At 64.5% G+C, this 20,804-nt stretch carries 13 protein-coding genes and 2 pseudogenes; 6 read left to right on the top strand and 9 right to left on the bottom strand.

Going from position 1 to position 20,804, the window contains the following annotated elements:
* Positions 1–34 precede the first annotated feature (34 nt).
* The 3 genes and pseudogenes from glgX to treZ all read left to right on the top strand — a co-directional run bounded on the left by glgX (position 35) and on the right by treZ (position 6,275).
* Complete coding sequence (gene glgX, locus MPSD_RS11885; RefSeq protein ID WP_086084702.1) at positions 35–2,212, top strand: glycogen debranching protein GlgX; 2,178 nt, start codon at positions 35–37, stop codon at positions 2,210–2,212.
* 3 nt (positions 2,213–2,215) lie between these two features.
* The gene (gene treY / locus MPSD_RS11880) at positions 2,216–4,513 is read left to right on the top strand and encodes a malto-oligosyltrehalose synthase (protein ID WP_086084703.1); all 2,298 of its coding nucleotides are present in this window, start codon (positions 2,216–2,218) and stop codon (positions 4,511–4,513) included.
* Positions 4,510–6,275 (top strand): annotated as a pseudogene (gene treZ, locus MPSD_RS11875) (malto-oligosyltrehalose trehalohydrolase). Before treY ends, treZ begins: the two are co-directional and overlap by 4 nt.
* A gap of 12 nt (positions 6,276–6,287) precedes the next feature.
* On the opposite strand, the gene MPSD_RS11870 reads toward treZ, so the two are convergent.
* Positions 6,288–7,613, bottom strand: a complete 1,326-nt coding sequence (locus MPSD_RS11870; protein ID WP_036426665.1) for an aminotransferase class I/II-fold pyridoxal phosphate-dependent enzyme — start codon at positions 7,611–7,613, stop codon at positions 6,288–6,290.
* Between the two features lie 41 nt (positions 7,614–7,654).
* Here MPSD_RS11870 and MPSD_RS11865 point away from each other — a divergent pair, with 41 nt between their 5' ends.
* Positions 7,655–8,191 carry a pyridoxamine 5'-phosphate oxidase family protein gene (locus MPSD_RS11865; RefSeq protein ID WP_020787715.1) on the top strand — a complete coding sequence of 179 codons (537 nt, stop codon included), beginning with the start codon at positions 7,655–7,657 and terminating at the stop codon, positions 8,189–8,191.
* Between the two features lie 27 nt (positions 8,192–8,218).
* Here MPSD_RS11865 and ilvA read toward each other — a convergent pair whose 3' ends face one another.
* Complete coding sequence (gene ilvA, locus MPSD_RS11860; RefSeq protein ID WP_011739681.1) at positions 8,219–9,499, bottom strand: threonine ammonia-lyase; 1,281 nt, start codon at positions 9,497–9,499, stop codon at positions 8,219–8,221.
* A gap of 33 nt (positions 9,500–9,532) precedes the next feature.
* Positions 9,533–9,971, bottom strand: a pseudogene (locus MPSD_RS11855) (nitroreductase family deazaflavin-dependent oxidoreductase).
* Between the two features lie 102 nt (positions 9,972–10,073).
* Between MPSD_RS11855 and MPSD_RS11850 the strand changes: the two are divergent.
* The gene (locus MPSD_RS11850) at positions 10,074–10,304 is read left to right on the top strand and encodes a hypothetical protein (RefSeq protein ID WP_015356023.1); all 231 of its coding nucleotides are present in this window, start codon (positions 10,074–10,076) and stop codon (positions 10,302–10,304) included.
* 7 nt (positions 10,305–10,311) lie between these two features.
* Here MPSD_RS11850 and MPSD_RS11845 read toward each other — a convergent pair whose 3' ends face one another.
* From MPSD_RS11845 to MPSD_RS11820, 6 genes are all read right to left on the bottom strand, one after another.
* Entirely contained in the window at positions 10,312–12,186 is a 1,875-nt protein-coding gene (locus tag MPSD_RS11845) for a lysophospholipid acyltransferase (protein WP_086084716.1), read from the bottom strand.
* A 14-nt stretch (positions 12,187–12,200) separates the two neighbouring features.
* Positions 12,201–14,027 carry a fatty acid--CoA ligase FadD11 gene (gene fadD11 / locus MPSD_RS11840; RefSeq protein WP_086084704.1) on the bottom strand — a complete coding sequence of 609 codons (1,827 nt, stop codon included), beginning with the start codon at positions 14,025–14,027 and terminating at the stop codon, positions 12,201–12,203.
* A gap of 126 nt (positions 14,028–14,153) precedes the next feature.
* Entirely contained in the window at positions 14,154–17,696 is a 3,543-nt protein-coding gene (gene dnaE, locus MPSD_RS11835; protein ID WP_020787720.1) for a DNA polymerase III subunit alpha, read from the bottom strand.
* Between the two features lie 66 nt (positions 17,697–17,762).
* Positions 17,763–18,194, bottom strand: a complete 432-nt coding sequence (locus MPSD_RS11830) for a type II toxin-antitoxin system Rv0910 family toxin (RefSeq protein ID WP_086084705.1) — start codon at positions 18,192–18,194, stop codon at positions 17,763–17,765.
* Positions 18,195–18,313: 119 nt separating this feature from the next.
* The gene (locus MPSD_RS11825; RefSeq protein WP_012394116.1) at positions 18,314–19,117 is read right to left on the bottom strand and encodes an SDR family NAD(P)-dependent oxidoreductase; all 804 of its coding nucleotides are present in this window, start codon (positions 19,115–19,117) and stop codon (positions 18,314–18,316) included.
* 4 nt (positions 19,118–19,121) lie between these two features.
* Positions 19,122–20,138, bottom strand: coding sequence for an SDR family NAD(P)-dependent oxidoreductase (locus tag MPSD_RS11820; RefSeq protein ID WP_086084706.1), 1,017 nt, complete (start codon positions 20,136–20,138; stop codon positions 19,122–19,124).
* 238 nt (positions 20,139–20,376) lie between these two features.
* Between MPSD_RS11820 and MPSD_RS11815 the strand changes: the two genes are divergently transcribed.
* Positions 20,377–20,787 (top strand): group I truncated hemoglobin, encoded by a 411-nt coding sequence (locus MPSD_RS11815; protein ID WP_011739673.1) that lies wholly within the window; start codon positions 20,377–20,379, stop codon positions 20,785–20,787.
* The last annotated feature ends 17 nt before the right edge of the window (positions 20,788–20,804 follow it).

Genomic DNA, 20,804 nt, shown 5'->3' with positions numbered 1-20,804 from the left:
GCGGACCAACCCCCAACGCGGATAAGGTCATACGATGTCGCCGAACAACGCCGTGGACTCTGGCGTAACGCCACCTCCACTGCCCACCGTATGGCCGGGCAGCGCGTATCCACTGGGAGCCACCTATGACGGCGCCGGCACCAACTTTTCGCTCTTTTCCGAAATCGCCGACCGGGTCGAGCTCTGCCTGATCGCCGACGACGATAGCGAATCGCGGATCTCTCTCGAGGAGGTCGACGGATACGTCTGGCACGCCTATCTCCCCAACATCAGCCCCGGCCAGCGCTACGGCTTTCGGGTCTACGGGCCATTCGACCCCGCGGCCGGGCACCGCTGTGACCCGAGCAAGCTGCTGCTCGACCCGTACGGGAAGGCGTTCGACGGCGATTTCACCTTCGGGCAGGCGCTGTTCTCCTATGACATGAAGACTGTCGACCTGGGCTCGGCCGACCCCGGTATCCCTCCCATCGTCGACTCCCTGGGCTCCACCATGACAAGTGTGGTGATCAACCCGTTCTTCGACTGGGGTTATGACCGGGCTCCGATGATTCCCTACCACGAGACCGTCATCTACGAAGCCCACGTCAAAGGCATGACCCAGACCCATCCGGACATCCCCGAGGAACTTCGCGGCACCTACGCTGGGCTGGCCCACCCGGCGATCATCGACCACCTGAAGTCCCTCAATGTCACCACCATCGAACTGATGCCGGTGCACCAATTCATGCACGACTCGCGACTGCTGGACCTAGGCCTACGGAACTACTGGGGCTACAACACCTTTGGATTCTTCGCCCCGCACAACCAATACGCAGCCAACCGCCAAGCCGGCAGCGCGGTGGGAGAGTTCAAGTCCATGGTGCGCAGCCTGCACGAAGCAGGCATCGAGGTCATCCTCGACGTCGTGTACAACCACACCGCCGAAGGCAATCGCCTCGGCCCAACGATCAACTTCCGCGGTATCGACAACTCCGCGTACTACCGGCTGGTTGACTCCGACCTGCGCTGGTACAAGGACTACACCGGCACCGGCAACAGCCTCAACGCCCGCCACCCCCACGTGCTGCAGCTGATCATGGACTCGCTGCGCTACTGGGTGATCGAGATGCACGTCGACGGATTCCGCTTCGACCTGGCCGCGACTTTGGCCCGCGAGTTGCACGACGTGGACCGACTGAGCGCGTTTTTCGACCTGGTGCAGCAGGATCCGGTGGTCAGCCAGGTCAAGTTGATCGCCGAGCCGTGGGACGTCGGCGAAGGTGGCTACCAGGTCGGCAACTTTCCCGGTTTGTGGACGGAGTGGAACGGGAAATACCGCGATACTGTGCGTGACTACTGGCGGGGCGAGCCCGCAACCCTTGGCGAATTCGCTTCCCGGCTGACCGGGTCGTCGGATCTCTATGAGGCGACCGGTCGACGGCCGAGCGCCAGCATCAACTTCGTCACCGCTCATGATGGGTTCACCCTCAACGACCTGGTCTCTTACAACGAAAAGCACAACAGCGCCAACGGCGAAGACAATCGTGACGGGGAAAGTCACAACCGCTCCTGGAACTGCGGCATCGAGGGCCCCACCGACGATCCCGACATCGTGGCGCTGCGCTACCGCCAAATGCGCAACTTCTGGGCCACCTTGATGGTCAGCCAGGGCACACCGATGATTGCCCATGGCGATGAAATCGGGCGCACCCAACAGGGCAACAACAATGTCTACTGCCAGGACTCCGAAATATCGTGGATGGACTGGTCATTGGTTGAAGCGAATGCCGACCTGCTGGCATTCGCCCGCAAGGTGACCACGTTGCGCAGAAACCATCCGGTCTTTCGTCGGCGACGGTTTTTCGAGGGTGAGCCGATCCGAACCGGCGACGAGGTGCGAGACATCGCCTGGCTGACCCCGAGCGGCCAGGAAATGTTGCACGACGATTGGAACCGCAGCTTCCACAAGTGCGTTGCGGTGTTCCTCAACGGTGAGGCGATCACCGCACCCAACGCCCGCGGTGAACGAGTCGTTGACGACTCATTTCTGTTGTGCTTCAACGCCCATGACGAAACGGTGGAGTTCGTCATGCCGCACGATGACTATGCCAACGAATGGACGGTGGAGCTGGACACCAACCATCCAGCCGGCGATGCCGACGCGGTGGTGAAGGCCGAAGACACCGTATCTGTGCCCGGCCGTTCGCTGATCTTGCTGCGTAAGACCGCGTAGCCCATGGGCTTTCCCGTCCTGTCCACCTACCGACTACAGCTGCGCGGCCCATCAAGCGGATTCGGATTTACTTTCGCAGACGCCGAGAATGTGCTGGATTACCTCAGCGAGCTTGGTGTTTCCCATCTTTACCTGTCCCCTATCCTGACCGCCGTAGCGGGGTCCTCCCACGGCTATGACGTCACCGACCCGACCACGGTGTCAGCCGAGCTCGGCGGCCTCGACGGCTTGGCGCGGCTATCCGCGGCGGCGCGGGCTCGCGGCATGGGCCTGATTGTGGACATCGTGCCCAACCACGTGGGTGTCGATCGGCCGCAACAGAACATGTGGTGGTGGGATGTGCTGCGTCACGGCCGCAACTCCGAGTATGCGGGGTATTTCGACATCGACTGTGATCTCGACGAGCACGGTCGAATCGTGCTGCCGGTGCTGGGTTCTGACGCAGACGTGGCCGACCTGTTGGTCGACGGGGACCTGCTGCGGCTGGGCTCGCTGGCATTCCCCATCGCTGCGGGTACCGGTACCGGCACCGGAGCCGAGGTGCATGAGCGCCAGCACTACCGATTGGTGGGCTGGCGACGCGGCCTGTGCGGTTATCGCCGGTTTTTCTCGATCACCTCGTTGGCCGGGCTACGCCAAGAGGATCGCGCGGTTTTCGATGCCAGCCATGTCGAGATCGCACGTTGGTTCGCCGACGGACTCGTCGATGGTCTTCGTATCGACCACCCCGATGGGCTGTCCGATCCCTGCGGCTATCTGCAATGGCTGCGCGAACTGGTCGGCCAGCAGGCCTGGATTGTGATCGAGAAGATCCTGGCCGCCGACGAGGCGTTGGAGCCCACGCTGCCGGTGGACGGCACAACGGGCTATGACGTGCTACGAGAACTCGGCGGACTCTTCGCCGACCCGGCCGGAGCGGCAGAGCTCACCGCGCTGGTCGAGTCCGCCGACGTGGACTACCAGGCCATGGCGGCACTGTTGGCCGATCTCAAGATCCGGGCGACAACCGACACCCTGTCCAGCGAATTGAGCCGGTTGAGACGAAGCATTGCCGCAACGGCCGGCCGGGATCATCCGCTGCCGGGTGAGGCGGTGGCCGCGTTGCTTACCCATATCGGCGTCTACCGCTGCGACTACCCCGGGCTGGCCTCGATCATGCCGACCGCGATCGCCGAAACCTGTATTGCGGCACCCGAATTAGGCCCGCCGCTGCAGCTGGTGGCGATGGCTTTGGCCCACGGCGGCGAACCCGCCAACCGGCTGCAGCAACTGTGCGGCGCGGTGACCGCCAAGGCCGTCGAGGACTGCTTGTTCTACCGAGACGCCCGGCTGGTGTCACTCAACGAGGTGGGTGGCGAGCCGCACCGGTTTGGAGTCAGCGCCGCAGAGTTTCATCACAGTGCGGCCACCCGCACCCGGATGTGGCCGCAGACCATGACGACGTTGACCACCCACGACACCAAACGCGGCGAAGACGTGCGAGCGAGAATCAGCGTGTTGTCCCAGGTTCCGTCACTATGGGCCGAATTCGTCGCCCGCGCCGAAAGCCAAGCCCCCTCCCCTGACCGAGCAACGGGACAGTTCCTGTGGCAGAACATCTTCGGCGTCTGGCCGGTCACCGGGGAAGTCAGCGAGCAGCTGCGCGACCGGCTGCACAGCTACGCGGAGAAAGCAATTCGGGAAGCGGCTTGGCACACCAGCTGGAACGACCCGGACTCCACTTTCGAAGACGCGGTACACCGGTGGCTGGACGCTGTCCTGGATGGTCCGGTGGCCGGGCAGCTGACCCAACTCGTGGATCGCCTCAATCCCCATGCCGCCAGTGACGCGCTGGGCCAGAAGCTGCTCGCGCTGACCGTGCCCGGGATACCCGACGTTTATCAAGGCACCGAGCTGTGGGAGGACAGCCTGGTCGATCCGGACAACCGGCGCCCCGTCGACTACGCCGCCCGCCGAGCCGCGCTGCGAGAGTTGCGGCATCCCAAGATCCGGGTCGTAAGCACGGCCCTTCGAATGCGGCGTTCCCACCCGGAGTGCTTCCTGCGCGGCGCCTACATTCCGGTGCTTGCCAGTGGCACCGCCGAAGATCACATCGTGGCGTTTCGCCGTGGCCAGGACATCCTGGTCGCGGTGACCCGCTGGACGGTAGGACTGCAAGAAAATGGCTGGGATGACACGGTATTGCCGTTGCCCGAGGGGTCCTGGACCGACACTCTCACCGGCGCCTTGGCAAGCGGGCCGGCACCTGCCGCCGAACTGTTCTCTGAGCTGCCCGTCGTCCTGTTGGAGCGCCAAGCATGACTGAATTCCGGGTGTGGGCGCCCAAGCCCGAATTGGTGCGGCTAGATGTCGAGGGCGGCGTGTACCCGATGAGGCGCACCGACGACGGCTGGTGGCACACCGCGATCGAGACTGCGCCAGCTGCCCGCTACGGATTTCTGCTCGACGATGACCCCAAGGTGCTGCCCGACCCCAGATCTGCCCGCCAGCCCGATGGGGTGCACGCCCGCTCCCAGCTGTGGAACCCCGCCGCGGCCACCTGGACCGACGGCGCCTGGACCGGTCGCTCCGTGACCGGCGCGGTGATCTACGAGCTGCATGTCGGCACCTTCACCGCCGCGGGCACATTTGACTCCGCCATCGAGAAGCTGGACTACCTAGTCGATCTCGGGATCGACTTCGTCGAGCTGATGCCGGTGAACTCCTTTGCCGGCACTCACGGCTGGGGATATGACGGTGTGCTCTGGTACAGCGTCCACGAGCCCTACGGCGGCCCCGCCGGACTGGTCCGGTTCGTCGACGCTTGCCATGCGCGCGGTCTGGGAGTGCTGATCGATGCGGTGTTCAACCATCTCGGGCCTTCGGGAAACTATCTGCCCCGATTCGGGCCTTACCTGTCCTCGGCGAGCAACCCGTGGGGGGGGAAGGCATCAATATCGCCGACGCCGACTCGGACGAGGTTCGCCGCTACATCATCGGCGCCGCGCTGCGCTGGATGCGCGAATTCCATGCCGACGGTCTGCGGCTGGACGCCGTCCACGCGTTGGTGGACACCACCGCAGTACCCATCCTCGAAGAACTGGCCACCGAGACCGACTGGCTGTCAAAGCAAGTCGGTCGCCCGCTGTCGCTGGTCGCCGAGAGCGACCTCAACGATCCGCGGCTGATCACCCCGCGCGATGGTGGTGGCTACGGGATCACCGCGCAATGGGACGACGACATCCATCACGCGATTCACACAGCGGTTTCCGGGGAACGCCAGGGTTACTATGCGGACTTCGGCGCCAATTCCGATTCGATGGCCACGCTGGCACACACACTTCGTCGGGGCTTCTTCCACGCCGGTACCTATTCGTCGTTCCGGCGCCGCCGCCACGGACGTCCGCTGGACACGGCCACGATTCCGGCCACCCGTCTGCTCGCCTACACCTGCACCCATGATCAGGTCGGCAATCGTGCGCTTGGCGACCGCCCTTCACAAAACCTGACCAGCGGCCAGCTGGCCATCAAAGCCGCATTGGTACTCGGTTCGCCCTACACGGCGATGCTGTTCATGGGCGAGGAATGGGGGGCCAGCAGTCCTTTTCAGTTCTTCAGCTCGCACCCCGAGCCCGAGTTGGCGGTTGCCACCGCGCAGGGACGCAAAGCGGAGTTCGCCGAGCACGGATGGGATGCCGACGAGATCCCCGATCCCCAAGATCCGCAGACTTTTCTGCGCTCCAAACTGGTTTGGGGCGAAGGCGATTCAGGCGAGCATGCCCAGCTACTGCGCTTCTACCGCGATCTGATCGCGTTGCGACACCACGAGACCGACCTGGCCGATCCGTGGCTGGACCACCTGGTGATCGACTATGACGAGCAGCAGAGCTGGATCATCATGCGCCGCAGCCGGTTTGGCATTGCGTGCAATCTCGGTACCGAGGCGACGACGGTGCCACTATCCGGTGCGCTGGTGCCGGGTTGGGGTGAGCCGAACACCAGCGACTCCGGCACCGAACTAGCCGGGCATTCGGTTGCGGTGCTGCGCTGTGACCAATCGACGGCGCCCGCCGAGCCCGCCTGAGCGTCGTCGCCGCTAGACGGTGGGGCGCCCGGTGCGCTGTATCGCCTCGGCAATCGCATCGGCAAGAGGCTCGATCTCTTCGGCGCTTAGACCCGCAATGGTGACCCGTATCCCCGGCGCGCTACGGATCCGGAACCGCGCGCCCGGCGCAGCGGCCCAACCCCGGTTCAGCAGGCGGGTAATCGCCGCGGTTTCGTCGGGGACGGGAATCCAGACATTGAGCCCAGACCGGCCATGTGCGGCGACACCGCGGGCGGACAGCGCGGCGCACAACCGGCCGCGGGCGTCTGCGTAGCGCTCCTGCGCCTGGCGAACCAGCCCGGTAGCGGCATCGTCAGCGAAGAGCCGCACGGCGAGATCCTGCAGAATGTGGCTCACCCAGCCCGGCCCTAGGCGCAGCCGCCCGTGCACCCGCTCGACCGTGCGCTGGTCCCCGGCCAACACGGCAAGCCGTAGATCCGGCCCATAGGCCTTGGCCGCCGACCGGACGAAGGCCCAGTGCTGCGTCGCCCCGGCCAGGGTGTGCAGGGGTACGCCGGCGATGCCGGCGCAATGATCGTCCTCAACCAGCAGCACCTCCTCAGCACCCTGGCTCAACACCTCACGCAGCTCCTCGGCCCGGGCCGCCGACAGCGCCGCTCCGGTTGGGTTTTGCGCGCGACTGGTGACCACGACCGCCCTCACCCCGCGGCCCAGCGCCCGCTGCAGGTCAGCAACCAGCGGACCGTCGTCGTCGACGCCCATCGGCTCAACGGGAAGCCCAAGTGCGGCAAGGAGATCCAGGAGGTTTGCCCAGCCCGGGTCCTCGACGGCAACCCGGTCCCCCGGGCGCAGATTCGCGCTCAGCGCTCGCTCGATACCGTCCAGCGCACCGTTGGTCACCGCGAGATGGTCGGCCGCTACACCGTCGGCCGCCAAAGCGGCTCGAGCGTAGTCGACCAGCTCCGCTGACATTGCCGGAGCACCGTAGAGCAACGGCAGCACCGAACCGTCCGGCCATCCGACGGCGGCCAGCGGCAATAGCTCGGGGGCCGGGTTGCCGGTCGAGAGATCTCGCGCGCCGGCAGGCACCCCAAGGTCAAGCGAGGACCGGGGCGTGGATGCCGGCCGGTCGCGCACCCTGGTCCCGCGCCGTCCCGCGGTTTCGACCGTCCCGCGATCACGCAACAGGCGGTAGGCCGCGGCCACGGTGTTGGGATTCACACCCAGCTGACCGGCGACTTCGCGGATCGACGGCAGAGCGTCGCCGGGCGCCAAGCCGCCCTGGGAGATGGCCGATTCAATGCTGGCCGCTATGGACTCGGCGCCACCACCCGCTCTCCTATATTGTACTGGCATAGTTACTAGTATGTACTAGTACATATCGAACGGGCAACCACATGACCACTTCCTACGGCCCGACGGCACGCACCACTCCCACCCGCTACCGGGAGCGAGCACGCTACGACAGCGAGACCGTCCATCGAATCCTCGATGAGGCCTTGATCTGCCACTTGGGATACATCCGGGACGGCGAGCCGGTGGTCTTGCCAACCACCCACACACGCCGCGGCGAAACGCTCTACATCCATGGGTCCACCGGCAGCGGCCCAATGCTCGCGGCAAGGGTCGCCGAACTGCCCCTCTGCATCACCGTCACCCTCGTGGACGGGCTGGTGCTGGCCCGCTCGGCAATGCACCATTCCCTGAACTACCGCTCGGTGATGGTGTTGGGCACCGCGCGTGTGGTGGAAGACCCGGACGAGAAGCTGCTGGCCTTGCATGCGCTACTCGACCACATCCAAGCCGGGCGCGCCGCGGACTGCCGGGGCCCGAACCCGCGTGAACTAGCCGCCACCACAGCGCTCAGGGCCGGAACCCCGGAGCCCGCCGCGGATCTAGACCCCGCTACCCCACTGCCGGCCTATCTGCGGTGACCGCGCCGCCCCCGCGCCGGGCTGCGGTTACAGGAGGTACCGGTATGCCGGCGAACCCGGGGCAAGGGGTTCCACGTGAACTTCGGTCTCACGCATCCGAGCCAGCAGGCCATCGAGATTCGCCGCAGACCCCAGCTCGACACCGACCAGCGCCTCACCGGTTTCCCGGTTGTTGCGCTTGACGTACTCGAACAAGGTGATGTCGTCGTTGGGACCAAGCACCTCGTCGAGGAATCGTCGCAACGCGCCGGGTTCTTGTGGGAAGTCCACCAAGAAGTAGTGCTTGAGGCCCAGGTGCACCAGCGAACGCTCCAGGATCTCCCCGTAGCGGGAGACGTCGTTGTTGCCCCCCGAGATCAGGCACACCACGGTCGATCCGGGTTCGATATCGGCTTCCAGCAATCCCGCGACCGACAATGCTCCCGCGGGTTCGGCGATGATGCCCTCGTGCTGATAGAGGTCAAGCATCGCCGTGCAGACCGCACCTTCGTCAACGGTGGTGATCGACACCATGTCGCCGGCCGCGGACAATGCCGCATAGGGCAGCGCCCCCGCCCGATTCACCGCCGCGCCGTCGACGAATTGGTCAACATGGTCCAGCGTGACCGGTTCACCCGCTGCCAGCGCAGCCATCATTGCGGCGGCCCCAGCGGGCTCGATGCCCAGCACCGCCGTCTTGGTCGTCCGCTCCGCCAGGTAGGAGGTGATGCCGGCGATGCAGCCGCCACCACCGACCGGGACCACCACCAGGTCGGGCTCCGCATCGAGTTCGGCGAGCAGTTCGACGGCGATGGTGCCCTGTCCGGCCATCGTGCGCAGGTCATCGTAGGGCGGCACGAGAGTCGCACCGGTACGTTCGACATCCTCACGAGCCGCGGCGGCGGCAAGATCGTAGGTCTCCCCACCAACGATCAGGTCGATGAACTCTCCACCGTGGTAGCGGATGCGATCCCGCTTCTGTTTGGGCGTCTTGGCCGGTACATAAACCCGACCGCGCACACCCAGGGTTTTGCAGGCGAAAGCGAAGCCTTGTGCGTGGTTGCCCGCCGAAGAGCACACCACGCCCGCGGCCAGCTCCTCGGCCGTTAGCTGAACCAGCAGGTTATAGGCGCCGCGCAACTTGTAGGACCGTACGATCTGCAAGTCCTCGCGCTTGAGGTAGACCGTCGCGCCGGTGATGTCGGACAACCGCTCGCACAGCTGCAGCGGGGTGGGGGTAATGACGGGGGCGATCCGCTCAGCAGCGTTGTCGATATCAGCCGCAGACAGCGGCGACCTGCTTGGAGTCTGACTCAGTTCGGCGGACACCGGTCAATGGTGCCATGCCGACCAATAAGCAACTCAGCTCACCGGCGTCAGCACAAAAACTGGAATCTGACGGTCGGTCTTTTTCTGGTATTCCGCGTAGTCCGGCCACACCCCTACAGCCCGTTCCCACCAAATCGACTTCTCGTGATCGAACACCTCACGAGCGTCATAGTCGCGGATGACAGTGCCGTCCTGAAGCTCGACTCGAGGATTCTGCACGACGTTGTAGTACCAAACCGGGTTTTTGGGCGCCCCACCCAGCCATGCGACGATCGCATACTCCCCGTTGTGCTCGACGCGCATCAGCGGGGCCTTGCGCAGTTTGCCGCTCTTGGCCCCGACGGTGGTCAGTAGCACTACCGGTTTCCCTTGTAACTGTGTGCCCTCCGGTACCACCCGATTCCAAGTATTTGTCGGCCTGTTCACGAGACCAGTCGAGTGGGCTGGGTGCGTATTCACCTTCTAGCGGCATACGCACCACTCTAGGCCGTGCGCCCCCGCACCCCGCCGCGATCAGCGCCGCCGACACCAAATTTTCGGTGACCCGAAAATCAGAGTGGGGTAGGCTGAAACCATGACCACGGCAGAACGATTCTCGACGTTCGCCGCCGCGAACCGAGGCGATGTGCTGATCGCGGGCGTGCCCTGGCCTCGGCACAAGCTGTTTGCCGTGATAGCCGGGCTGGTCACCGTCGTGCTTGTCGGCGCGATCACCAGCAGCGCGGCACCGTCCGTTCTGGGTGCGACCGCCGTCGGGGTCGTCGTTGCGGTGGCGCTCAAGATGATCGCCAAGGACATCGACTAGTCGCGGTTCAGCGCGTCCTGGCCAACTCGGCGATCGTGTTAACCCGTCGTGTCGCCGTAGCGACCTCGTCCGCGAACTCTCGCCGGCGCCGAGAAACGTCCGCAAAATCGGCCCCATCCACCAGCTCGCGATGGCGAGCAAGCCGCAGCGCGGTCTTGAAAAGTTCCATCGACCTCGACTCGGCGTTGGCGATGCGGCGCTGCAACTCCCACTGCTTACCGACATCCAGACATTCGGCCAGGAAGGCCTCTTCGTCGAACGACTCATCCTCGAGGGCGGCCAGTCGATCGGCGACGATGTGATAGGCGTCCAGGAACGGACGCAACACCAAATGCGCCAGCAGCAAGTCGGCCGATTCCAGCAGTTCGCGGACATCGGCCGTGTTGACGGCCTTGGTGATGTCTTCCACCGGCCCGATCAGGCGCACCTCGTCGGCCAGGTCCTTCTCGAACTGCGCGCGCGCCGAGAATAAGAACTCGAACTTCAGCAACTCACGCAGCCGCAACGCCTCGTCGCGCACCGTCGCCGGTGCAACCGAGCTATCCGCCGACATCACCGATATCTCGGCGGCGGCAAGCAACGCCATCTCAGCGATGGCGCGATCAACCAGAATGTGGATCGCGGTGTTGCGATAGAACGCGGCGACGAGGTGTTGATCTTCGCCGATACCCCACACGGCTTCGGTACCAGCGTCATAAACCCGCACGACCCCGGAGGCCACCATCTGGTGCAAGGTCCATCGGATCGTCGAACGGTTGGTCAGGTCGGCCGCACCGGCCACCGCCCAGTTGCGGGCGGCGATGTAGCTCGCCAGCGGGCGCACCGTGGCCAGCACTTCGCTGATCGACAATGACCGATCCGCGCCCAACAGCGCGAGACTTACCACCGCGGTGGGTGTCACCGGGGTGGCCCGGTTGATCCGGTGCTCCACATCCAGGGCAATGCGTTCTATTTCGGTCCCGGTCCCCGATTCGTCGGTACGCAGTTCTTCCAGCCGCTTGCGCAGCGGCAATGGCTCACCGAAGTCCAGGTACGCACGTCCGACGCGCTCCCCCTGCTGGCGAGCCAACCGGACCAGGAATCGCAGGTCTTCGGGCCGCTTCACCGCACCGTAGGCCTCGGTCGTCATGGCCTCAACCTCGTGCAACTGGTCGTACACGATGGACGTGGGCACCAAATACACCTCGGGACCGTCGATTTCATCGACCGCGTCGGCGATGTAGCGCAGGATGCCGAATACCGGCGGCCGCAACTTGCCCGTCCTGGTCCGCCCACCCTCGATCGACCAGGTCAGATTCGCATGGTTCTGCACCAACTGTGCGGCGTAGGCCCGCAGCACAAAGCGATAAACCGGAATGTCTTTGGTCTGGCGCCGGATGAAAATCGCACCGGTCCGCTTGGCCCAGGCACCCATTGGAAAGAAGTTCAGATTCGCACCACCGAACGTCAGCGCCGGCGAGAGCCGATTGGCCTGAATCACTTCCGGAAGCAGCATGCCGTCCAGGTAGGAGCGATGCGAGAAGGCGAACGCCAACGTCGCCTTGCGGTCCAGCTTGCGCAGCTGGGCGATCTGATCTTCGTCGACCAGCACGTCGTAGGCCCGCATCAGCCAACGACTGAAACCGCGCCAGGCCTGCACTGCGCGCTCATCGAGCGTGGCCGCCATCTCGCGGAGATACCCCGCGGCCTCCGCACGCACCCCGTCGGGATCGCGCCCGAGTTCGGCGGCCAGCTTGGCAAGCCGCTCGTCATACCATGGGGCACTCATCAGCTCAGCGACCTCGGCCGCGTCAGTCGACAGCGGCGATATCGATTCATCGATAATCCCACTGCGCTGCAACAGCTTTCGCGCTCCGACCCGACCAACCTCGCGCGCAGTCATCAGTGGCCCCTTCATCACGCCGGTTGTACCGTTGCCGCGGACGCGGGTTCGTGGACGTGAGGTCCCGGCTTGGCCGCATAGAGTTCTTCGATCTCGGCCGCGTATTTCGTCACGATCGGCCGGCGCTTGAGCTTCATGGTCAGCGTTATCTCGTCTCCCCCGGGTTCCCACAGTGTCGGCAATATGCGGAAGCGCTTGATCTGTTCCACCCGCGATAGTTTGGCGTTGCCTTCGACCACGCCCGCGGCGATCCGGGCAATCACTGCTGGGTCAGCGGCAAGCGCGGCCGGCGACGCATCCGAAATCCCGTGCTGGGCCGCGTAGGGCCCCACCGAGTCGGCATCGAAGACCAGCAGCGCAGTGTTGTACGGACGACCGTCACCGATCGCGATCAGCACGCCCACCATCGGACAGGCCGCCAAGATGGTGTTCTCAATGTTTGCCGGCGACATGTTCTTTCCGGCCGCGTTGATGATCAGCTCCTTCTTGCGATCCACCACCCGCAGGTAGCCGTCCGCATCGACATCGAAGATGTCACCGGTGTGCAACCAGCCATCCTCGTCGATGGCCTCCGCGGTCTTGGCGGCTTCTTTGCAGTAGCCCTTCATCACTAGCGGACCGCGAACCAGGTACTCGCCGTCATCGGCGATCTTGCCTTCCAATCCGGGCAGCAGCTTGCCGACGCTACCCAGTCGCGCATCGCGCGGATGGCTGGCGGTGGCAACGCAACTCAGCTCGGACATTCCCCAGATCTCCGTTATCGGAATGCCGATACCGCAGAAGAATCCCAAAGTCTCCTTGGGGATCAGCGCCGCTCCTGAGACCGCCCACCGGAGTTCGCCGAATCCCAGCCGTTCGCGCAACTTCGACAGCACCAACTCGTCGGCCTTGGTCCATTCGTCGACCACCTCGGCTGACATCGGTTCATCGGCAAGCATGGCCTCTGCGCGCTTGGCGGCCACTGACATCGCCCAGATCAGGGCCTGTTTCTTCATCTCATCGGTCTCGTGGCTGATCGTGAATTCGATGCCGGCCTTGAGCTTCTCCCAGACCCGCGGCACCGCGCACCACACGGTGGGTCGCACATCGGGCAGGGCGGAGACGATCGCCCGTCCGTCGGCCACCGCGGTGACCTGGGTGCCGAACATCTCCTGCAGATACAGGCCGGTCATCCGGTCGGCGATGTGCGCGGTCGGGAGGAAGGAGGTAACCCGGTCACCGAACTGAATGCCGAACACCTCCTCGATGGCGAACCCCTCGAACAGCAGGTTGGCGTGGGTCATCTCGACCCCCTTGGGGTTCCCGGTGGTACCGGACGTGTAGATCAGGGTCACCACGTCATCGGGCTGCACTGCTGCCCATGTCGCCTCGAAATCGAAGTCGTCCGGCGCGGCCGCGTACAGCTCCTGCACCGACATGGTGCCCTCCGGCGCGCCGTCGATGCAGACGATGTGCTCGATGGGTGCGCCGCTAGCACGGATGCGGTCGACGTATTGCTCCTCGCAGATCACGACCTTGGTGCCAGCGTTGTCGAACACATAGGTCAACTGTTCGGCGGGCAACGTGTTGTACACCGAGAACGACGTGGCGCCAACGTGTTGCGCGCCGACTTCGAGTGGGTAGAACTCGACCCGGTTGGCCATCATCAGCGAAACGGTGTCCCCGCGTCCCACCCCCAGCCCCGCGAGGCCGCCGGCTACCTGCCGCACCTGGTCGGCATACTCTCTCCAGGTCAGCGTCTGGGCGCCCCCCGGCGTCCGGAGTGCGATGGCATCCGGATTGATCGCGGCGCTGCGCTGGAACGCCTCGCACATGGTGGTCGGACGCTCGGTTGGGGTCATTTCCGTCCTCCTTGATCGACCGGCGCTCCATCGCTGAGCCTACGTCCGCGACACACCAAGCGTCACGCTGGTGTTGCGCCCAAAAACGAGCGTCACGCTAGCCTGACGCTGGGCGCCAGCCCGCCGTCAGCTGCCCAGGCAGCCGGGACCGAGCAGCTCTTTCAGATCGCCCATCAACGCCGGCGATGGCGTGACCCGTAGTGACTGGTCGAGCTCCAGCGTGGTGATCCGATCCCCACTGATCAGCCGCAGATGCACCTGAGACGTACCCGGGTGCCGAGCCAGCACCTGTTTGAGTGCGGTGACCTTGTCGATGGTGCACTGCCGGGTGGGCAGGCTCACGGCCAGCGGCCGATCCGCCTGGGCATTGGAAAAGTCGGGCACCACGAGCTCGTTGGCGATCAAGCTGATGCGGTCGTCGCGAATCGCGACCTTGGCGTTGACCAGCACCACGGCGTCGTCGGCGATATCGGCGCCATAGTTGGAGTAGGTGTGCGGGAAGAACATCACCTCGATACCACCGGTGAGATCTTCCAATTGAGCTGATGCCCAAGGCATCCCGTTCTTGTTGACCCGCCGGTTCACGGCCGCCAGGATGCCACCCACCCGCACCTGGGCATCGTTGGAGACATCACCATCCAGGATTGCCGGGATCGCGGTATCAACCTGGGCGGCCAACAGATGTGCCACCCCGTTGAGTGGATGCCCCGACACGTACAGGCCCAGCATCTCGCGTTCCAGTGCGAGTTTGTGTTTGTCTTCCCACTCGTCCTCGGGAACCTTGATGGTGAACACCGCGTCGGCACCCGAGTCGCTGCCGCCGAAGAGATCGAACTGTCCCATCGCCTCGGCCTTCTTGGTACCCAGCACCGAGTCCACGGCGTCGGTGTGCACCAGGAAGAGGCCTTTGCGCGGGTGCCCGAGCGAGTCGAACGCCCCCGCCTTGATCAGCGACTCGGTGACTTTCTTGTTGCAGGCCGAGATGTCGATCTTGTTCAGGTAGTCGGAGAAGTCGGTGAATTTGCCTTTGCCGCTGCGGGTACCGATCAACGAACCGACGACGTTGGCCCCGACATTGCGCACCGCACCCAACCCGAAGCGGATGTCCTGCCCGACCGAGGCGAAGTTCACCAATGACTCGTTGACATCGGGCGGTAGCACGGTGATGCCGAGCTTGCGGCAATCGGCCAGGTAGACCGCGGCCTTGTCCTTGTCGTCACCGACCGAGGTCAGCAACCCTGCCATGTACTCGGCCGGGTAGTTGGCCTTCAGATAGGCGGTCCAATACGAGACCAGACCGTAGCCCGCGGCGTGCGACTTGTTGAAGGCGTATCCGGCGAACGGCAGGATGGTGTCCCACAGCGCCTTGACCGCTTTTTCGGAGAATCCGTTGGCGGTCATGCCTTCGTAAAAGCCCTTGTATTCCGCCTCGAGCACCTCGAGCTTCTTCTTGCCCATCGCCTTGCGCAGCGCGTCGGCCTTACCCATCGTGTAGGAGGCGACCTTTTGGGCGATGAACATGATCTGCTCTTGATAGACGATCAGACCGTAGGTCTCCGAGAGGATTTCGCGCAGCGGCTCCTCCAGCTCGGGGTGGATCGGCTTGACCGCCTGGCGATTGTTCTTCCGGTCGGCATAGTCGTTGTGGGCGTTCATGCCCATCGGGCCTGGCCGGTACAGCGCCAGGACAGCGACGATGTCATTGAACTCGGTGGGTTGCATGCGACGCAGCAGGTCGCGCATCGGCCCGCCGTCGAGCTGGAAAACGCCCAGCGTCTCACCGCGTCCCAACAGCTCGTAGGTGGGCTTGTCGTCGAGCGGCAGCGATTCCAGGTCGAGGTCGATTCCCCGGTTGGCCTTGATGTTCTCGATCGCGTCGCCGATGATCGTCAGGTTTCGCAGGCCCAAGAAGTCCATCTTCAACAGGCCGATCGCCTCACACGACGGGTAGTCCCAGCCGGTGATGATGGCCCCGTCTTGAGGCCGCTTCCACAGCGGAATGGCCTCCGTCAGGGGTTCGCTGCTCATGATCACCGCACACGCGTGCACGCCCGCATTACGGATCAGGCCTTCCAGCCCGCGCGCGGTCTGGTAGATGGTGCGGACGTCGGGGTCGGTCTCGATGAGGCCGCGAACCTCCGCGGCCTCCTTGAACCGCTCGTGGGCCGGGTCGGTGATGCCGGACAGCGGAATGTCCTTGGCCATGATCGGCGGCGGCAACGCTTTGGTGATTCGGTCGGCGATCGCGAACCCGGGCTGGCCATAGTGGATACGCGCGGAATCCTTCAGCGCCGCCTTGGTCTTAATGGTGCCGAAGGTGATGACCTGGGCGACTCGATCCTGGCCCCACTTGTCGGCGGCGTAGCGCACCATCTCGCCGCGACGGCGGTCGTCGAAGTCGATATCGATATCGGGCGCTGACGGGCGCTCCGGGTTGAGGAACCGCTCAAACAGCAGACCGTGCGGTATCGGGTCGATGTTGGTGATGCCCATCGCGTAGGCCACCAGCGAGCCGGCCGCCGAACCACGCCCCGGTCCCACTCGAATGTCGACCGACCGCGCATAGTTGATCAGGTCGGCCACGATCAGGAAGTACGACGGGAAACCCTTGTCGCAGATCACCTTGATCTCGTACTCGGCCCGGTCGATGTAGTCCTGGCCGAGACCGGACGGGAAACGTCGCCGCAGGCCCGCCATCACCTCGTGATGCAGCCACGACGCCGGATCGTGCCCCTCGGGCACCGGGAAGATCGGCATCCGGTCACGCGGGGTCCATATGTCGGCATAGGACTGCACTCGCTCCGCGATCAGCAGGGTGGAGTCGCAGGCGCCCGGGATGTCGTCGTCCCAGAGTTGGCGCATCTCGGCGGCGGACTTGAGGTAGTACCCGTCACCGTCGAACTTGAACCGGTTGGGGTCCGAGAGCGTCTTGCCGGTCTGAACACACAGCAGCGCCTCGTGGTTGTGCGCGGCGTCGCGAGTGACGTAATGGCAGTCGTTGGTGGCCAGCGGTGGAATGTCGAGCTTGCGGCCTATCTCGATCAGACCCTCACGGACGCGGCGTTCGATGGACAGTCCGTGATCCATCAACTCGAGGAAGTAGTTGTCGGCGCCGAAAATCTCCCGCCACTTGGCGGCCGATTCCAGCGCTTCGCGGTCATGGCCCAGCCGCAGCCGGGTCTGCACCTCACCGGAGGGGCAGCCGGTGGTGGCGATGATGCCCTCGGCGTGCTCGGCGACAAGTTCGGCATCCATGCGCGACCACTTACCGAGCTGACCCTCGAACGAGGCCAGTGACGACAGCTTGAACAGGTTGCGCAGGCCGGTCGCGTTCTCGGCCACCATCGTCAGGTGGGTGTAAGAGCCGCTACCGGATACGTCGTCGCCCTTCTGGCTGGGATCACCCCAGGTGATGCGACGGGTATCGAAACGAGAGCCGGGAGCTACATACGCCTCGACGCCGATGATCGGCTTCACCCCGGCCTTGGTTGCCGAGTTGTAGAACTCGCTGGCGCCGAACATGTTTCCGTGGTCGGTCATCCCGATCGCAAGCATGTCCAGCCGTTCCACCTCGGCCAGCATGGGGGTGATCTTCGCCGCACCATCCAGCATCGAGTACTCGGTGTGGTTGTGCAGGTGAACAAAGGACCGCGAAGAAGAACCGCTCATAGGCACGCCAGTCTAGGACCGACCACCGACAGCGTTCGGGCGTGTCGCCAACGTGTCGTGTGGCAGCTATCCATACAGCTCGACAAACTGCTTCAGCGACTGCTCGACATCCCCCTTGACGGCGCGCGCCGCAGCCGACCCGAGCGGACCGAACAACGCGCCCCCGCCCAGCTCGAGGCGCAACCCGAGGGTGGACCCGTCCGCGTTTGGCTCGACGGTGAAGCTTACGCCGTACTTGGCTCCGCCCTTGCCCGATCCTGACATCGTGACCTCGCGCGGCGGATCCCACTTCGTCACCGTCCACGTCACCCGGTTGCGCATGCCCTTGGCACGGGCCACACCCTCGATCTCGACGCCCTCACTGAGCTGCTCGGGTAGCTCGCTGCGCCACCCCTCGTGGATCACGAGCCATTCGCCCAACTCCGACAGATCCGAAACATGGCCCCAGGTGTCCTGCGGAGGGATCGGGACATCGGCGGTCATCTCAACGGAAGCCATCGCATGAGCCTAGCCGTGCGGCAAGGCACGGCCGCGCGAAGCACCACCCGCGCAAAGCACGCCGGCGCCCCGGGCATTGGCGTGCCGCAACCAACACCGCGGGGCCGTCGACACGGCGGTCAGTGGCTGGGACCGCCGCGCAGTTTGTTCCCGATCCGGATCGCGGGCAGCAGCACGCTGCGTGGTAGGTACCTGCCGCTGGTGCTGACGAACTTGGGCACCACGCCGGGCACGACGGTGCGCTTGCCGGTCAGCATCCCCTCGATCGCGGCTTCGGCGACGTCGTGCGGAGACACCTGCGCCAAGGGAATGCTGAACCGCTCGGCACTGGCGATCTCGGCCCACTCGGTGGGCACCGGTCCCGGGCACAGCGCGGTGACCGAAACTCCCGTACCGTGCAACTCCTCCTGAACGGCTTCGGAGAAGGTGAGCACGAAGGCCTTGGAGGCCGAGTACACCGCCATGAAGGGAATGGGCTGGAAGCCGGCAATGGATGCGATGTTGAGCACCGCACCGGCACCGCGCTCCACCATGCCGGGTAACGCCGCGCGGGTGAACTCCATGAGGGCCAGCGCGTTGAGCGTGACCTGCTCGCTTTCGCGTTCGGGTGGCAGCTCGCAGAAACGGCCGCTGGTGCCGAAGCCGGCGCTGTTACACAAACCGGCGATCGAATCGCTGCGGAGCCGGTCAGCGAGCTGAGTTCTGGCTTGCGCATCGGACAGATCGAGGGGCAACACCTCAACGGCGATCGAGAACTTGTCCCGTAGATCGTCGGCCAGTTCCTCGAGGCGCTCACGGCGCCGCGCGACCAGCATTAGCGGAAAGCCCCGGCCGGCAAGGCCGCGGGCCAACTCGACACCGATGCCGGATGAGGCGCCGGTTATTACGACAGTGGCCTGTTTGTTTGGTTTCGGAAGGCTCATAGTCTCACCAATGTATCCCTCGGGTCGCCTGGACGAATGTTTCGCTTCTCTTATCGAGTTCTGTTGTACTAGACTGCGATTCACTGCCCTTGGCGGCAGAGGAGTCACTGAACATGCCGAACGCGCGGTTGCGCACCCGGTCCATGACGGCCAGGTTGACGGCGTCTGCCACGGCCGCGAATTGCCCGAACGGCGAGCTGGCCCGCCGCGGCCGATGCACGATCGCGTCGGTGATGACCCCGGCGGCCTGCTCGGGCGTCAGGGTCGGGAATTTGTCGTAGATCGTCGTCGGGCTGATCATCGGCGTCCGCACCAGCGCCATGTGCACGGTGGTGAAGCGAACCCCTTCATTGATGGTCTCGGCCTGCAGCGCGTCGCAGAGGCTGTCCAATGCCGCCTTGCTCGCGATGTAGGCGCCAAAGCGCGGTGCGCGGGTCTGCACACCGACCGAGGAGACGTTGATGATGTGCCCAAACCCGCGTTCCCGCATCCCGGGGATGAACTTGAGGATGAGCTGCACCGCACCGAGGTAGTTCAGCTGCATGGTCCGCTGATAGTCGTGAATCCGGTCGTAGGACAGCTCCAGCGAGCGTCGAATCGAGCGGCCCGCGTTGTTGATCAGGATGTCTACACCGCCCAGATCGGCCAGCACCTGATCGGCCATCGCCGCGATGGCGTCCATGTCGGACAGATCGCACGGGTAGACATGCGCCGCACCGCCACCGGCCCGAACGTCATCGGCCACCTTTTCCAGGTTTTCCCTGGTGCGCGCGACCAGCACCACCGTGCCGCCCGCTTCGGCGATCTTGTGCGCGGCCGCCTCGCCGATCCCCGATGACCCACCGGTGATGAGCACGACCTTGCCCTCTACCGCGTCGCCGAGTTTGCGGCCCTGGACGACGTCGAGCAAATTCCTTAAATAGAAGGGCCGATAGCGCCCCGCCGAGTTGGGCGTGTTGACGATGTTCGACATCGCCGCGAACGGCTTCTCGACCAGGTTGGTGAGGTCACCTAGCTTCATGTGAAGTTGCTCCTGAGGGCGGTGTGGATAGTGTGACGTGGGTCATAAAGCAAACCTAGGACATCCATCCTCGAATAGATACGACTTGCCGTGACGCGAGCGCCGCCACGGGCCGGCCGGCCGAGACCCAGCAAACGCCTGGATCCGCGGTCGATGAGCAATCTGCTTGTTACCCGAGGCAATGCGCGCGTGACGGCACTCTAATCGATGCGCAACTGCCCCATGCTGCCCTTGCAACATGGGACTACTGTCACGCTTTCGTAAACGTGCGCCGGTCAGCATCTACGACAAGATCGGCGGGTATGAGGCGATCGAAGCCGTCGTCGAAGACTTCTATGTACGTGTGCTCGCCGACGATCAACTCGGCGGCTTCTTCACCGGAACGAATATGAACCGCCTCAAAGGCAAACAGGCCGAGTTCTTTGCGGCAGCCCTCGGCGGACCCGAGCCCTACACCGGCGCACCGATGAAACAGGTCCACCAGGGCCGCGGAATCACCATGGCGCACTTCAGCTTGGTAGCCGGGCATCTGGGCGACTCACTGACCGCAGCAGGGGTCCCTTCTGAGACCGTCACCAACATTCTCAAGCTCGTGGCACCGTTGGCCACAGACATCGCCTCGGGCGAGACCACGACCGCGGGAGTCTGATCCCCCGCCGGAGCCCG

This window comes from Mycobacterium pseudoshottsii JCM 15466 (assembly GCF_003584745.1).
GTDB lineage: Bacteria > Actinomycetota > Actinomycetes > Mycobacteriales > Mycobacteriaceae > Mycobacterium > Mycobacterium marinum.
Note: the sequence above shows the minus strand (reverse complement) of the source record. Positions and strands in the feature narration are given on the sequence as shown.

Bases quoted from the DNA above. Each gene is read 5' to 3' on its own strand.
- MPSD_RS11815 (WP_011739673.1), top strand. From the start codon at position 20,377: ATGGGACTACTGTCACGCTTTCGTAAACGTGCGCCGGTCAGCATCTAC.
- MPSD_RS11850 (WP_015356023.1), top strand. From the start codon at position 10,074: ATGACCACGGCAGAACGATTCTCGACGTTCGCCGCCGCGAACCGAGGC.
- MPSD_RS11820 (WP_086084706.1), bottom strand. From the start codon at position 20,138: ATGAAGCTAGGTGACCTCACCAACCTGGTCGAGAAGCCGTTCGCGGCG.
- MPSD_RS11865 (WP_020787715.1), top strand. From the start codon at position 7,655: ATGACCACTTCCTACGGCCCGACGGCACGCACCACTCCCACCCGCTAC.
- fadD11 (WP_086084704.1), bottom strand. From the start codon at position 14,027: ATGACCCCAACCGAGCGTCCGACCACCATGTGCGAGGCGTTCCAGCGC.
- MPSD_RS11870 (WP_036426665.1), bottom strand. From the start codon at position 7,613: ATGCCAGTACAATATAGGAGAGCGGGTGGTGGCGCCGAGTCCATAGCG.
- MPSD_RS11845 (WP_086084716.1), bottom strand. From the start codon at position 12,186: ATGACTGCGCGCGAGGTTGGTCGGGTCGGAGCGCGAAAGCTGTTGCAG.
- dnaE (WP_020787720.1), bottom strand. From the start codon at position 17,696: ATGAGCGGTTCTTCTTCGCGGTCCTTTGTTCACCTGCACAACCACACC.
- treY (WP_086084703.1), top strand. From the start codon at position 2,216: ATGGGCTTTCCCGTCCTGTCCACCTACCGACTACAGCTGCGCGGCCCA.
- glgX (WP_086084702.1), top strand. From the start codon at position 35: ATGTCGCCGAACAACGCCGTGGACTCTGGCGTAACGCCACCTCCACTG.
- MPSD_RS11830 (WP_086084705.1), bottom strand. From the start codon at position 18,194: ATGGCTTCCGTTGAGATGACCGCCGATGTCCCGATCCCTCCGCAGGAC.
- MPSD_RS11825 (WP_012394116.1), bottom strand. From the start codon at position 19,117: ATGAGCCTTCCGAAACCAAACAAACAGGCCACTGTCGTAATAACCGGC.